This window comes from Bradyrhizobium sp. CCGUVB4N (assembly GCF_024199945.1).
Lineage (GTDB): Bacteria > Pseudomonadota > Alphaproteobacteria > Rhizobiales > Xanthobacteraceae > Bradyrhizobium.
Genome location: NZ_JANADP010000001.1, coordinates 2,813,154 through 2,827,146, shown reverse-complemented (window position 1 = coordinate 2,827,146; position 13,993 = coordinate 2,813,154). Strand labels below are relative to the sequence as shown.

Annotated in this window: 12 protein-coding genes and 1 tRNA gene; 2 read left to right on the top strand and 11 right to left on the bottom strand. The window is 55.9% G+C overall.

The genetic code is table 11. From position 1 onward, the window contains the following. Positions 1–149: 149 nt before the first annotated feature. The 9 genes from NLM31_RS43210 to NLM31_RS12740 all read right to left on the bottom strand — a co-directional run bounded on the left by NLM31_RS43210 (position 150) and on the right by NLM31_RS12740 (position 10,519). Positions 150–1,325 (bottom strand): restriction endonuclease subunit S, encoded by a 1,176-nt coding sequence (locus tag NLM31_RS43210; RefSeq protein ID WP_254192425.1) that lies wholly within the window; start codon positions 1,323–1,325, stop codon positions 150–152. Next, complete coding sequence (locus tag NLM31_RS12775) at positions 1,318–2,919, bottom strand: class I SAM-dependent DNA methyltransferase (protein WP_254192424.1); 1,602 nt, start codon at positions 2,917–2,919, stop codon at positions 1,318–1,320. Before NLM31_RS12775 ends, NLM31_RS43210 begins: the two co-directional genes overlap by 8 nt. Beyond that, a complete protein-coding gene (gene hsdR / locus NLM31_RS12770) occupies positions 2,909–5,266 on the bottom strand; it encodes an EcoAI/FtnUII family type I restriction enzme subunit R (protein ID WP_254192423.1) in 2,358 nt (785 codons plus the stop codon). The genes NLM31_RS12775 and hsdR overlap by 11 nt, the downstream gene beginning before the upstream one ends. A 226-nt stretch (positions 5,267–5,492) precedes the next feature. Next, positions 5,493–6,374: a hypothetical protein gene (locus tag NLM31_RS12765; RefSeq protein ID WP_254192422.1), complete on the bottom strand. Its 882-nt coding sequence runs from the start codon at positions 6,372–6,374 to the stop codon at positions 5,493–5,495. Then, positions 6,374–7,594 (bottom strand): helix-turn-helix domain-containing protein, encoded by a 1,221-nt coding sequence (locus NLM31_RS12760; protein WP_254192421.1) that lies wholly within the window; start codon positions 7,592–7,594, stop codon positions 6,374–6,376. The genes NLM31_RS12765 and NLM31_RS12760 overlap by 1 nt, the downstream gene beginning before the upstream one ends. Positions 7,595–7,605: 11 nt before the next feature. Further along, positions 7,606–8,991, bottom strand: coding sequence for a hypothetical protein (locus NLM31_RS12755; RefSeq protein WP_254192420.1), 1,386 nt, complete (start codon positions 8,989–8,991; stop codon positions 7,606–7,608). A gap of 5 nt (positions 8,992–8,996) precedes the next feature. Beyond that, entirely contained in the window at positions 8,997–9,506 is a 510-nt protein-coding gene (locus NLM31_RS12750) for a hypothetical protein (RefSeq protein WP_254192419.1), read from the bottom strand. Next, positions 9,484–9,984 (bottom strand): hypothetical protein, encoded by a 501-nt coding sequence (locus NLM31_RS12745; protein ID WP_254192418.1) that lies wholly within the window; start codon positions 9,982–9,984, stop codon positions 9,484–9,486. The genes NLM31_RS12750 and NLM31_RS12745 overlap by 23 nt, the downstream gene beginning before the upstream one ends. A gap of 4 nt (positions 9,985–9,988) precedes the next feature. Next, complete coding sequence (locus tag NLM31_RS12740) at positions 9,989–10,519, bottom strand: hypothetical protein (RefSeq protein WP_254192417.1); 531 nt, start codon at positions 10,517–10,519, stop codon at positions 9,989–9,991. 119 nt (positions 10,520–10,638) lie between these two features. Between NLM31_RS12740 and NLM31_RS12735 the strand changes: the two genes are divergently transcribed. Together NLM31_RS12735 and NLM31_RS12730 are read left to right on the top strand one after the other, a co-directional pair. Then, positions 10,639–11,865, top strand: a complete 1,227-nt coding sequence (locus NLM31_RS12735; protein WP_254192416.1) for a DUF2130 domain-containing protein — start codon at positions 10,639–10,641, stop codon at positions 11,863–11,865. 4 nt (positions 11,866–11,869) lie between these two features. After that, positions 11,870–12,817, top strand: a complete 948-nt coding sequence (locus NLM31_RS12730; RefSeq protein ID WP_254192415.1) for a ParB N-terminal domain-containing protein — start codon at positions 11,870–11,872, stop codon at positions 12,815–12,817. A gap of 12 nt (positions 12,818–12,829) precedes the next feature. Here the strand turns inward: NLM31_RS12730 and NLM31_RS12725 are convergent, their stop codons facing one another. After that, positions 12,830–13,597 (bottom strand): hypothetical protein, encoded by a 768-nt coding sequence (locus NLM31_RS12725; RefSeq protein ID WP_254192414.1) that lies wholly within the window; start codon positions 13,595–13,597, stop codon positions 12,830–12,832. A 202-nt stretch (positions 13,598–13,799) separates the two neighbouring features. After that, positions 13,800–13,874: transfer RNA gene (locus tag NLM31_RS12720), tRNA-Gln, on the bottom strand. Positions 13,875–13,993: the final 119 nt, after the last annotated feature.

Below are 13,993 nucleotides of genomic sequence, written 5' to 3'. Positions count from 1 at the left end.
AGAGTCCGCCATTCAACGAACTTGGCCGGATCGAACGAACTGCGCAACTCGCTTTGGAGATGCACGTATCAGGGAAACAGACGCCTATTATCCATGACCCGACCGACGTAGTCGACCATGGAGACGATTGGCGTCCCTCTTCTTCGCCATCAAAGCGAATCTTGAAATGTCGCATGCAGAACAGAGGGTATCAGGGCATCCAACTCTAGCGTTGTTCCGGCTTGGAGTTCTTTGAGGACATCGACTCTTGCTTGGAGCGCGTCAAGGGCATCAACAATGCGTTGCTGCTCGGAGAGCGGAGGGAAGGCGAAATTAAATGCGAATAACTGATTGCGATTGAGCTTCGGCATTCTAGTCCGGCCAGAAAGTTTGTTCGCGTAGGCTGTAAACGGATCCGCCAACAACGCCCACTTCACGAAGGCGGGTAAAATATCCTCATTTATGATACGCAACGGATACATGTCGGCACTACACACCCCAGAAAAATTAACGGTCGCTGCCTTGCGAAGGTATGGCCTGATCTTCGAGTACAAGATTGTTCCGGGTGAAAACAGATACTTGTTGCTTCGAACTCCGTCCTCGGCAGCCGTTCGATATGCAAGAAGCCGACCCGTTGCGGCCTCAATATTTTCTCCGTTGATATGCGGCAAGTTCGAATAGGCCGGAAGGACTGGATCTACCTGTCGGTCGTTAATCGCCACAACACGGTCCATCGCAACCGCTTGCCAGTTCTTGGACCCCAATACGAAAATATCGTGCAGTAGGCTTGGAACGAGAGCTCTGGTTGCCGTTGAAGCAAGTTCTCGCTGACTTCTGGCTTCGGCAACCTTTGCGACTAGGTCATCTACGTGCGCCACGATCCGACGCTGCTCATCCAGCGGCGGCAACGGCACTCGGACCGCGGCCAACTTGTCGATGCCGAGCGTGCGATTGCGTCCCGCTCCGCCGGGCGATGCCTTCAAAAGTTGTTTTCTTCCCTCAATACCGCAAAACCACCAATAGAGATACCGGGCGTCGGCGAGTTCTCCGTCCATTACATAAGTGAGAAATCGATGCGAACCGATCATGCCCTTCTCGGCTTGAGACGCCACCGCTACTGCGCCCTCCCATGCGAACACGATGTTGAAAAGCAAATCACCAGGCTCGATTGAGAAAACTCGCTTTCCGCCAATTTCTAAGCCCGTCGTAGGCGCCTTGTGAAACACGCCTCTTCCAAACGATCGGATACCGACTTCGCGATAGCTAGCGTCCGGCATCAGGAAAATCTGGCGTCTCTCCAAATGACAGATTTCCCCCATCGCGCGCAGCGGCCATACATTAATCACGAGCGGCGGCCTCTAGGCTGGATTTGATACCTCGCAACAACTCGGCAATGCGAAGTTCTCTCTCCAATATATCCTCTGCGAGCCGACTGGGCGGTAGATGCTCGAATTTTGCCTGGGCTCGAGGATTCGTTCGGTCCAAATTGCAACCGTCCTCCAGGATCGCCTTTGCCGGAACGATCCAGGCCCGACTGCTTTCCTTGCGTTTGGTCCACCAAGCAAGACACTCTGAAAATTCGTCAAACTGAAGCGGAAGTGTTTTAGTGTAAGTCTTTCGACCTTCCGGCAGAGGCTGTTCGTAGTACCAAATATCTTTGGTGGGGCCCGACCGATCAAAGAACAGAATGTTAGTTTCGATCCCGGTATATGGCGCAAAGACGCCGCTCGGTAAGCGAACGATAGTGTGAAGATTGAATTCCTTGATCAATTCTTCCTTTATGCGCGCACACACACCATCCGCGAAGAGCGTTCCATTTGGAACCACTACGGCCGCCCGCCCTTTGAGGCCTGTTACCGCCGGCTGACGCCGCAACTTACGCATGATGAGTTGAAGAAACAGCAGGGCTGTTTCTGACGTTTGTCTGTCCTCCGGAAAATTGCCTTGAACGCCTTTTTCCTCCTCCCCACCAAACGGCGGATTCGTAAGAATGACGTCAACACGATCCTTCTCGCCAATCTCCGACAACTTAAATCGAAGCGCGTTATGAGGATCGATCTGCGGTGCATCCAGACCATGCAGCAGCAGGTTCATTTGGCACAGAAGATAGGGAAGTGACTTTGGCTCGCAACCAAAAATGCTTTCGTTCTGAAGCCGCCTCCGGTCGCCGACGGTCTTCACCTGTTTAGAAAGATGATTAAAGGCCTCGACAAGAAATCCGCCCGTGCCGCTCGCTGGGTCAAGCACCGTTTCGCCCAAGCGGGGATCAGTAACCTCAACCATAAAACGCACAACGGAACGAGGCGTATAAAACTCACCAGAGTCGCCGGCTGCATCGCGCATTTCACGCAGCATAGATTCATACAGCGCACCTAACGTATGCAGCTCTTCTGACGACGTAAAATGAATATCCGCAACCTTATTGATTACATCGCGAAGTAGATAGCCGCTCTTCATGCGGTTATCGACGCCACGGAATACTGTGGCAATCACGTCTCGGCGGTTGTCGCCGTTTGAGCTCGACAGGCCGCGAAGATATGCAAACAGACCGGGGCCCTTTTTGCCAGTCGGAAGGCGCGTTTCATCCTGATTGATGAACGTGAGAAGTTCATCACCCGTGATCCCTTGCGGATCGGCAGCCCAATCTCGCCATCGATAAGGAGAATCGACAGCCGCTCGAAACTTTTTGCCACCGAGTTGCGCCTCGTCTTCACGCTGCACCTCAAGATCGTCCAAGAACTTGAGGAACATGATCCAGGTGAGTAGGGGGAGCCGATCAAGATCGCCGTTGAGGCCCTTGTCCTTACGCATGATCGCGCGCGCCGTTTTGAGCACACTGCCGAGAGCTTGCGCGGTCGTCACTGCTTTTTCGGCGTCGTTTGCTTTTTCGGCTTTCGCTTTCTTTGCTTTGGCTTTCTTAACTTTAGGACTACGAACCATAGAGGATACCCTGCAGATCGGTTACCGCGGTGCGGAGCTGCTCGGCGCCGCCAAACAACTTGATGATCTCTCCCGGATTGCCATGATTCGAGATCGGGGGTACATGCAGAACGTCAGGCAGCACGAATTGGGCGTCACCGTGTTGCGCGTACTTCTCGAGGAGTTCGTCGAGAACTTGCCGCGCCTCAGGCCCGTAGTTCTCAAAAAAGTCCGTCCGTTCCTGCTTTAGACGCTGAGCTCGTTCCCGCCTTGTGCGCAACGGCGCGTTGAAGGCCAGGTGGCAGAGCAAATCGAACGGGTCGGCATCCGGCTGCTGGGTCTGCTCGGCCAGTTCCTCAAAGCCGACGCCACGCTCCGCGAGAGCCTGGATGATCTCGTCGCGCTGGGCGGCATCAGCCCAGCGTTTGCGCAACTCCTGCGTCGTCGGACAAAGGGTCCGAATCGTTTCGGCAGCGTAGTCTGTGTACCGAACAACTCGTAGCTGCTTGCCGTTGGGATCAAGCTCATGGACGAGATGGGCTACGATCGAGACCTGGCCACCATCGAAATAGAACTTGCGGTGCTCCGTTTCCGGTGGTTCGACAATGGCGGGATCCACGTCTGGGGGTATTGTTTCTTCGCCAGGCGTGGTTTCAGTTGTGGCGACGATGTCCCCCTCGTCGTTCACCTGTTCTTCAGTTATGCGAGCTGGGTCATCGTCGAAGGCGGGATCGGCGAACATCCGCGTTGCCGATCCGGTGTAGTCGACGATATTGAACCAGAGCTTCCCATAATCATCTCGCAGCCGCGTTCCACGGCCGATGATTTGCTTGAATTCGCTCATGGACCCTACGACCCGCGCAAGAACTACATTCTTGCAGGTCGGCGCGTCGACTCCGGTCGTAAGCAACTGTGAGGTTGTTAGGATGGTCGGCGTCTGGGTTTCGACGTCTTGGAAACGGCTAAGATGCCCGCGCCCGATTTGTCCCTCATCCGCAGTGACGCGGCAAATATAGTCAGGATTTTTGCTGTTGATGTCCGAGTTCAGATTGACGAGCGCTTCGCGCATTTCGCTGGCGTGCTCCTGATCGACGCAGAACACAATCGTCTTGGCGAACCGGTCGGTCTTCTTGAGGAACTCAGTGAGGTGATGCGCAATCGCATTGGTGCGCGCTCGGAGCGCTATGACCCGCTCGAAGTCCTTGGTCTGATATTCGTCATCGGGTATGGCGCGGCCAAAGCGATCGACTTCGTCTCTGCTAGGGCGCCACCCGGCAGCATCCCATTGGGTGACCACGCGGTGAACGCGGTACGGCGCAAGGAAACCGTCGTCAATCCCCTGACGAAGGCTGTACTCGTAAATTGGCGCGCCAAAATAGACGTACGTGTCTCGGTTGTCCTCGCGAAGTGGTGTGGCGGTCATTCCAAGTTTGTAAGCTGGCTTGAAATAATCGAGGATGACGCGCCACGAGCTATCGTCGCGCGCGCTACCACGATGGCATTCGTCAATGATAATCAGATCGAAGAAGTCGGGCGCGAATGACTTGAAAAGTCCCAGGCGCCGCTCATCTTCGGCCAACGCCTGGTAAATAGCGAAATACATTTCGCGACTTTGGACAACCTCACCGGACTCGATCTTATAGCGAGCATCGCCGAACGCCGCGAACAGTCCGTCCTTCGGCTGGTCAACGAGGATGTTGCGATCGGCCAAGTAGAGAATACGCGGGCGGCGATGCTCACCTGTTCGGTTCCAGCGCGATGACCACAGCTTCCAGCAAATCTGAAACGCAACAAAGGTCTTACCAGTGCCGGTGGCCATGGTAAGCAGCAGGCGCTCACGGCCCTTCAGGATGTCCTCAACAGTCCGGTTAACGGCGATTTGTTGGTAGTAGCGCTCGTCCTTGCCACCGGTGTGATTAAAAGGAGTTAGAAGTCGCTCGCCGACGTCGGGCTTCGCGAGGCCTTGCCCGGCCTGATATCGCTGCCAGAGATCCTGCGGCTTAGCGTAGTCGGAGACGTGGGTTTCCTTGCCGGTGAAATAGTCAATCTCGATGATGTCATGCCCGTTGGTGGCATAGGCGAATTTCAGAGCGAGCATTTCAGCGTAGGTGCGGGCCTGCTGTACGGCATCCGCAGCGGTCTTGTAGGCCGCCTTGGCCTCGACGACGGCAAGCGGAAAATCGCGCATGTAGCGCAGAAGATAGTCGACGCGCTTCGGCGGTTTGCGGATGAAGCCCTTCCCGACCGGAACGACACGGCCGTCTGTAATCGTTCGCTGCTCAGCGATGGAGTGAGGGTCAGTATCCCAGCCAGAGCTCTGAAGCTTGGGTACAACGAGTTTTCGGCAGGTGTCCGCTTCTGTGGCCATCAATTCATAAAACCAAATCAGGTTGAGGAAGGGAAGCAGGGCAACTTAGAGAAACGAACTCTGAACGCACCTTCAGCGAGAGAAATTCCAGCAAAACACAATAAAATCAAGCCTTTATTCGTTTTGGCGCACTCCCCTTGGTATAAACTGTGCTAGCGGCCTACCAATCGGGCCGTGGACAAGGGCCATAGCCCCACGAATTTGAACTGCACCCGGCTGCTAAGACCTATCGCAGATCCCGGCAGCCTCGGGTCAAGTCGATGAGCTGCTCGGGATCGAATCGAGACAAACAAGCCTGTTTGGCTGTCATCTCGTAGTAGCCAATGTCATCGACACGCAAAGCGTGGACAAACCATTCATCTTCGATAATGGAGCTTACGAGGTAGATTTCGTCTGGACGTTCACTGAAGTCGCCCTCGACCTTGGCGAGGGCTTCATAGACGACTTGTGCATTCGTCAGAAAGATATCGTTATCTTCAAGCACCAGAACCGACCGTGCACCCTGCCGGCGCCAAGCGACCAATTTTGGAAACTTGCGTGCACAAGCCTCGTGTATCCTCTTCTCGCGTGCGACCGCATGGTCGCTCACCACATGACGAATGAAAAAGCGCGCGGGCGGTACAACCGCCTCAAAACGATATAGTGAAACCTCGAACGGTACCCCGGGAGGCCTCACCTTCTGAAGATCAGGCAGATAGTCGCCGTAGCGTGCAATTGGCAGTTTAGGTGCTGTTGCAACAATCCAAGCAACAAGGGACTCTTGGATCGTGCGAACTTCTTTGAGCCGCAATCCTTGTGTCGCTAGCGCAGGCATGTTGAGTTCGAAGGTCTCAGCAGGGGGGAGTTTCCCGGCTACCATGGCCTCGATGGGCCGAATGTGCAAATCGGCTTCGGCGTCGAGTTGCATATGACCGGCAAACGGCTCAATGCCCGTGTGCTCGAAGGCAAATAGGTTGCCCTTGATTTTGCAGGTCAGCTCTACGGGCGCAGAATGGTGCGTGCGCTCTGGGAATTCTACATCGGTGCGCGGGTGACCTTCCCGTGCCTCCAATATCCGAATGACGGCGTCACAAGACTTCCCTTCATTGAATTTGAGCCGCTGAGCCATCAGAGACCCTGAGGCGGTATTTTGCGGATATATCTTCCGCGAGCATCGAACGACGGGGATGCAGCCAAACCTGCCGTGTTCGCAATGTGGTGGAGCGTACCCCGAGCTTGGTCGGCAGACTCTTGGTCATTCTTGGGTATGGTTGCAAAGATCGATTCCACAAAATGATACTGATCCTGATCCAGCGTCGTACACGGCATATCCTCCCACAAGGCTCCATTTGGGGGCATCTCTTCTAGGATGCGGATTCCTCTTGCACCTAGAAGACTCGCGAGCACCGCAGCAGGCGGTGAAACGCCCAGAGCGCCTAGCGGCTGCATATAGAGGCCCGCGTAACGAATGACGATACCTTCCAATTGCGAGAGGAGCAGGAAGTTGTGATCTCGTCCGCGAGCCAGCGATGAAGCAACGGCCTCGACGGCACCGTTCCTAGTGACCTGCGTATAGGCACGCTGGGATTGAGGAGGCGGCTTCGCATTCGAGGTGACAAGCAAACCATCAAAGGTAACGAAGGCGTTGCGCGCCGTATTGTCTAGAATGGTTGGGAATTCATCGGCCATACGCGCGGCTCTTTCGAACGGAAAAGAGCCACCCGCCGCGAACGCACTTAGTGGAACAACATGAAGGACCAGGATTGGAGCATCGAGTAGCTTTACGGGAGCGTCTCCCGTTAAGATCCTGGATGTTCTGTCGGCCCGGAAATTCCTAATACGATCTGCGACCGTTCCGGATAGGGAAAAGATTGACCTAAGCTCATCAACGTCGACTTGATACTTGCCATTCGTGTCGCGGGCGTAAAAACGAAAGGCTTTCTGGAAGGTCACCTGATGCGGGGGATTCCAGCTTTTTGCAATGCGCATAACAAGCGCGACGTTTCCACTGGTAAGACGAACTGACTTGGTTTCAACCGCCAAACTCGGCCGCACCCCATCTCTCAAGATTTGCTCAAGGCGCTGAATTTCCTTGTCGGGATCGATTCCAGCTAGGCCGTCAAGTTTCGTGGGGAGACCTGACGCTTCCGCCATCCCGAACACGATGTGCCCTCCTTGCGTATTGGCAAACGAAGAGGCGTCATAAAGGAATTCTTTCTTTTCAGAATCGCTGGAGGCAACGAGGTCACGTTTATATTCGATCGTTTTGCTTTCGGCCGCCTTGTCCTCGATAAGCTGAAGCAGGTCGCGTTCGGTAATCTGGCCAAGCGGCTTGTGGGAAAGCGTCATTGTTGAACCTTCTAAACGGGGACGTAGGTTAAGCCGGCGGTGTCAGGCGGGCCATAGTTGCCATTTCGGGTGGTATGGCGCTTGCCGGGGTTGCCCAGACTGAACCTAATGTCGTGGTAGGCCGGGCCGTCGTGCAGGAGGCGTATCGCCTCGGCCACGACGAAGCTCGCTGCGGTCGTGCCCACAAACGGCACTGCAACTGACTTGCCGGCAAGGTCGCGACGACCGCATACGTCACGCGCGAGCTTTTGGTAACCGGCATTGTTACGGGCAGTCCGTTCTTGCTCGGTCTCCATCTTCGCCTCGTCTTCCTTTCTAACATCCGGCCAAAGTTCCTCGACGGGACGCGGATTTGGCAGGGTGTGGAAGCTGATGGTGTCGAAATTGTTCACCGTTCCCCCGAGCCCACTCTCGATGACGCGCAGAAAACCTGCGTCCTTCATGTCACGACGTGCGGGGTTGGTGTCAAAGCCGCATAGAGCCAGCTTCGGCTCACCGTCCTGGAGCTTGAAGGTCCTGTCGAACCGACGTTCAACAAGACGTGGTTGCTCAAAGCCGTGCGCGCCCAACCATTGGCTACACGCATGAGCCTTAAAGCGATTGATGAAGCCGGAATCGAACAGCACTCCGGTTTCAATATTGTCCTTCACGACCTTGTCGAAATCGAACAGGGCGAACTCTGCTGCCTTTGGATCAACATAGGGCAAGGTTGCGAGTGACCACAGATAGGCATTACCAAGATGCCCCAATCCCAAAGCCCAGAGACTTTGTGGCAGGTACTGCACCGGGATGCCAAGCGCTTCAGGATCGGTGATGTCGAGATCGGGACGCCACAGCGACAAACCGACTGACCGTCGGGTCGCTTCCAAGTTGATGTCAGCAAACGAGAGGAACAACTCGGACACCGCAAGCGACGCCGCCAAAACGCCGGCGGTTGGAAAAAACTGACGCTCTGGCAAGCGGCCGACGCTTTGCACAGGCCCCACGAGGCCGATCCATCCATCGAACGTCACGCGCAGAGCCCCACGTCCAGCAATAGCGCTGCCGAAAACCAGTGCCCGGGGAGTTGGCGTAGCGCTGGGGTTCACGCTCTGCGGGCCCAGAATGTCGATGAGTGCCTGGCCGAAGGAAAGACGAAGCCATGGCCAAATGAGAAGGGGTGCCGCTGCGAGATCCGGTGAAATGGCGACGCGCACCGCTCCCGGAAAGCAACGGCTGGCGGTCGCGGCCGCGGTCAGTACCGCGAGCTGAAGGGTGTAGGAAGCGGCAACATCATCGCCGCAACACAGCGTCAAGGCATACGATTGCCGCCGCGCAAGCACCTCGGCGGGATCAGCTCCGTCGCGATCAATAGCGAGTTTCGAGATGCGGGAGATTTCGCTGGTAAAGGCATTCATAACCGTCACCACAGGGAAAGTTTGACGCGCCGGTCGGGCGCGGATGGCGAATGGGTGCGCCATTTGAAGCCACCGCAATATTCATAGACGCCCGCGGTCTTGAGCGACCACCACGGCGCGTCGGCGTAGTTCGGGACGATCATTGCGGTGTGTCCGACGACGGGGAGTGTCGGGTGACGAACATCGATGTGGCTCTGCCGTACATCGCGTGTCGGATGCGTATGGACATCAATGAGCAATCGCACCTTGTGTTCACGGCAGTGTTTCCACAAAGCCGCACATCCGGACGCGTGGAAGGCAATGGCGCCGAGCTGATAAGCGTCGGGATCGATATCGTCGTAGCAAAGATAGGAAGTGACGCGGGGATATTGGCTGTCGAGCGGCCCGAGCAGAAATACGCCGCTTTCACGTACGCCGGCACCGCGCTTACGCAGGTCGCGGATCGCGCTAGCCCACAGCCAGACCGGCAGCTTGATGATCTTGATGTCAGCATCAGATACCAAGGTAATCCTCACTCGTCAGCAGCGATTGAAATTCTTCGAGGTAGTCGATGATCGTATGCGAGCTCGTCCAGACCGGCCGAAGCGGCTCGCTCTTCCATTCGGGATGATCCGACAGCGGTGAACGATCGTAGGGATGATAAAGGGCCTTTCCGGCAAACGAGAAGCCGTCCGTCCTGAACACGATGGCGAAGCGGCTTCCGGGTTTGCCCTTCGGCCATTTCGAGAAAGCGAGAGTTTGCTTCGTTGCCGGATCCCATAGAGGACCGGTTGGGGGCTGGGTGCTGTAGCCGCTTAGGTTCAGCGCGACATGGTAGTGATCGGGAGCACCTTCGCGCCGCGCGGCTGCCATCCAGAACACGACGTTGGGCCATGCTGTACCTGGGGGCAGGTCGTCACCGACGACGTGGCCCCAAAGTTCCTTGGCGAGCCCGTCGCGGTACTCGGGCAGGAGCAGGTGAGACTCAAACAGGCGCTGATCGGGCGGCAGCATGGGGTCACCCTTTCGGCGTCACTTCCTTGACGAGATCGAAGCAGATCGAGCAGGTGTCACCCTCGACGACATCGCCAAGATGCTCGGTCGAGCGCGGTTGCGTAGTGGTGCCATGGATTTGCAGCACATATTCACCGGCCACCGCAGCATCGATGGGAAACTGTTTCCGGGCCCAATCGGTAACAGTGCCGATCGTGGTGTTGGGCTTGAACTTGTGGTCCTTGGTGTCGGCGCTGAAATTCACAGCGACGGCGATTCGCTGACACTTGTGAACATGGACATGGCGATGCTTGTGGAGATCGAGAACTACCAGCTTCAGGTCGATATCGACCGTGGTGTGCTCTTGCGCGCCGTGCTCGATCTCGATCGTTTCTGTCACGGCCTCGCCGACGAAAATGTGGTGGCCGTGATCGCCCGCCGGCAGCAGGTCCAGACGGCGCAATGTGTCGCCCAGCGTTTCCTCAGCCGCAGCCAAGACCACCTGGGGCTTGCGGCCCGAGGCATGGACAAACAGCTCAATCTCTTGATTTTCCATATGGTTACCTCGTTTCAGCGCCCTTGCGGGACGGAGTTCCGCAATAGTGATTGACGACTAGGACTAACTAGGACAGAATAGGACATTATTTCGTCCATGTCAAGATGGGGAAGAAACCGATGGCCAGTCTGCAGCCAGCTTTGCACCCGGATGGCGCCGTACACGTGCACGCCGGCGACGAGGTGTGCCCGTACTGCGAACAGCCAATTTCGAACGAGCGCGCCGGAGAGATTCGAGCGCGATTTGAAGCTGATACGTTGAAGCAAACGGCAGCACTGCAAGCGCGCATGGAAGAGCAGTTCAAAGAAGCGCGTGAGCAGATCGAAGCCGACAACAAGGCGGCCACCCAAAAAATTCTGCAGGATCACGTCGCGGTGATCGAGCAGATAAAGTCTGACGCCCTAGCGCGCGAGAACGCAGCGCGCGCGGCCGCGAAGCAGGCCGCCGAAGACGAAATGAAGCAAAAGTTGGAAGCGATTGTCGCGCAACAGGAGGCGACAACGTTGCGTGCCGTGCAGGCCGAGCGGGAAAAGTCCGAGGCCATGGCAGCCTTAGCGAAGGTGAAGGCCGATCAGGAGACCACAATCGCGGCTCGAACCGACGAAGTGCGGACGGCCATGGAACAGAAGAACAGCGAGAACATCGCCACCCTTACCGTCAAGCACGCCACCGACATGGCGAAGATCTCCGAACAGATGAGCGCCATGCAACGTCGGCTTGATGCCGAAGAAGCCGAAGGTGCGGACGTCAAGCTGCTCGAGGAACTGAAAAAGAGATATCCCAAAGACGAGATCACGGCGCTCAACAAATCTTCGGGTGCCGACATCATCCATGTGGTCAAGCATAACAATAAGGTCTGCGGGAAGATCGTCTACGATTCTCGCAACCGTAATGGTTGGCAAGCGTCGTTTGTCACAAAGCTGCGCGAAGACATGGTCAGCGAAAAAGCGGACCACGCCTTTCTGACGACCAGCAAGTTTCCGACCGGCGCGCGGCAGGTGCACGGTGTCGAGGGAGTGATTGCGGCCAACCCCGCTCGGGTAATGGCGATCGTTGGCATCGTTCGTGAGGAGATTGTTCGCTTCCACACGCTGCGTCTGAGCGAAGAGGATCGCAGCCAAAAAACCGCGAAGCTTTATGACTTCATCGTATCCGAAGGTTTTGCGAAGCTCCTAGGCTCCGTTGAAGGAAACGATGAGAAGCTTCTACAACTAGACGTGGACGAAAAGAAAGCACATGACAAGGTGTGGGAAAAACGCGGCATTCTCCTTAAATCGTCCCAGAAACTTCACGCAAAGCTGCGGGAAGAGATAGAATGCATCATCGGAACTTCGGAGACGGATTAAACCCATGAACAAGCCCGAACCTAACAAGGGCCGCGTCATAGGGCTTCAGGAACGCCCCCTTGGACGTACTGTTCTTCGGACATACCGAGCGAAGGCCGACCTCGACGACGTCGTTCCCAACGAGCGTCAGCCCAGACTGGGCCCCAAGGAAGACGAAGAACTGCAACGCCAAATTGACGACAACGAAGGGCTCTTTGAGCCTCTTCTCGTCGAACCGCATCCTGATCAGCAGGGAAAGTTTCGCATCATCGACGGTGAACGTCGTTGGGCGAACTCGCGCATTCTCGTTGAACACGGCAAGACTCAGTATCGACAGATCCCAATTGAGGTAACCGACCGCACTTTAAGCGAAGAAGATCGTTTGCGCGTTTGGATTTATATCCATCGTCAGCGGAAAGAATGGGATGCCAAAGAAAAGGAAATGGTGGCCTATCGCCTCATACAGCTTGTTGGACGCGCCAGTGCCGCCAACATGCTGGGCATATCGTTCAAAGAGTTAGACAAGCTCATCGAGGTTTTTGAGCTGTCGGAGCGATTTAAGGGACTAAAGGACGACGCCGCCAGCTTGACTTGGGCGCGCGAACTTCTCGGAGTTAACAAGAAGCTATTGTCTCCGACCGTCATCGACGCGGTCGTCGACAAAGTGGCAAGAAAACGGATCACAAATTCCAAGGACCTCAGAAAGCTTCGCGCCATTCTTCCCGATCCAGTTGCTAATGCACATTTCATGACGCGTGATGGTGACCTAGAATCTGCGATGATGCGATTGCGTGCCCCGGCACCTAAGAAAGAAAAAGGTGGGCTGGTGAGCGATCTCGATACGGTTGTGGATTCTGTAAAGAAGGTGCCCTGGGCTACGCTCAATGAATTGAAGAAAGATCCGGAATTCTTAAAGAAGATCGATGAAGCGACCACGTTGCTAAACTCGCTGCGAACCACTCTTTCTTCGTAGCCATCGGTCACGTCATGCGCGAATCTGGCTGAGAAGCTCGTCTAGCGTCGCAAATTGAACCCCAAACTCCGCCGTGAGCCAAGCTCGATTTGTTGGATCAAGAATGGATCGACCTGCCGCGCGGCCTTGATCATCGGTGCATAGAATATCGTTTCGATAGGCGATGTGGGCGGCGACGAGTTCCCCGTCCGCCCATTCGGCACAGGCCTTGCGAAATCTCTTTTCGTCCAAGGGCGCTCCGCCGGCACCCTGCCACCCGCCAGCGGCTTCGAACGCAGCCCTACCTACGCCCCGCGCTTCAATGCGTGCCAAGGCATCGATCTGGCGTTGCTCGCGCTCGCTATCGCAGTACGCAGTTTGCGCAAAGAGCGCCGGATCGCCAATCTCCGGCGGACTAGGTAGTCCGAGCCATGACGCCGTGCGCATAATCCTTGCATTAGCGTGGAGCGCACTTGTGAGCTTTGCCAATTGCCTCTCGGGCAAGCCTGGATGTTGGGCGTCATCGGGACCGATCGTCATGAAATGGACGTAAGGCTTGCCATTCCTCTCAACCACGGAAAGAGGGAATTGCACCTGCATTCTGGGCTCGGAAAAATAGGCCGCCCGTTCGGTCTTGCGGATTGCTTCGATCCGAAAGGTGGCTTCGCTTATGAATCCCTCGATCTGATTTTTGGTGAGCCCCGCGCGAATAGGGGTCCAATTGCTGTCCGCAGGATCGAATATTTTCTCCCAAGCGTTGCTGTCGAACGATACGCGCATAAGCAAACCTAATCGATGCATGAGTGTTCGTCACATAGGCTTGTGCTGACTTCTGTCAGCATCAAGCCCCAGCTCCATGTCGCGTCCATGTCGCGCGGAGTCGCCGGGACTGCTTTGTAGTGCTTGAAAATACAGGGGAATTTTTGCGAAGCCGCGCTCTGCAAAATCCGCGGGAATTTCTCGTAGAAACTCGCAAAAAATCAGAGCGTTCGGGATGGTTTGGTGGTTGGGGCGGCAGGATTCGAACCTACGTCTGGTGGAATCAAAATCCGCTGCCTTACCGCTTGGCTACGCCCCATCAGGCGACAAGGGGAACGGCGGAAGAACCGGCAACCGCAGATTCCCTCTGGTCGCAGCCGGTCTATAGGGAGCGGCGCAGCATTTCAACCGCCTGGAGGGGCAAAATACCGCGGGCCC

Excerpts from the sequence above, each read along its gene's own strand:
- NLM31_RS12755 (WP_254192420.1), bottom strand. The coding sequence starts at position 8,991 with ATGAATGCCTTTACCAGCGAAATCTCCCGCATCTCGAAACTCGCTATT.
- NLM31_RS12730 (WP_254192415.1), top strand. The coding sequence starts at position 11,870 with ATGAACAAGCCCGAACCTAACAAGGGCCGCGTCATAGGGCTTCAGGAA.
- NLM31_RS12735 (WP_254192416.1), top strand. The coding sequence starts at position 10,639 with ATGGCCAGTCTGCAGCCAGCTTTGCACCCGGATGGCGCCGTACACGTG.
- NLM31_RS12740 (WP_254192417.1), bottom strand. The coding sequence starts at position 10,519 with ATGGAAAATCAAGAGATTGAGCTGTTTGTCCATGCCTCGGGCCGCAAG.
- NLM31_RS12725 (WP_254192414.1), bottom strand. The coding sequence starts at position 13,597 with ATGCATCGATTAGGTTTGCTTATGCGCGTATCGTTCGACAGCAACGCT.
- NLM31_RS12760 (WP_254192421.1), bottom strand. The coding sequence starts at position 7,594 with ATGACGCTTTCCCACAAGCCGCTTGGCCAGATTACCGAACGCGACCTG.
- NLM31_RS12765 (WP_254192422.1), bottom strand. The coding sequence starts at position 6,374 with ATGGCTCAGCGGCTCAAATTCAATGAAGGGAAGTCTTGTGACGCCGTC.
- NLM31_RS12775 (WP_254192424.1), bottom strand. The coding sequence starts at position 2,919 with ATGGTTCGTAGTCCTAAAGTTAAGAAAGCCAAAGCAAAGAAAGCGAAA.
- hsdR (WP_254192423.1), bottom strand. The coding sequence starts at position 5,266 with ATGGCCACAGAAGCGGACACCTGCCGAAAACTCGTTGTACCCAAGCTT.
- NLM31_RS12745 (WP_254192418.1), bottom strand. The coding sequence starts at position 9,984 with ATGCTGCCGCCCGATCAGCGCCTGTTTGAGTCTCACCTGCTCCTGCCC.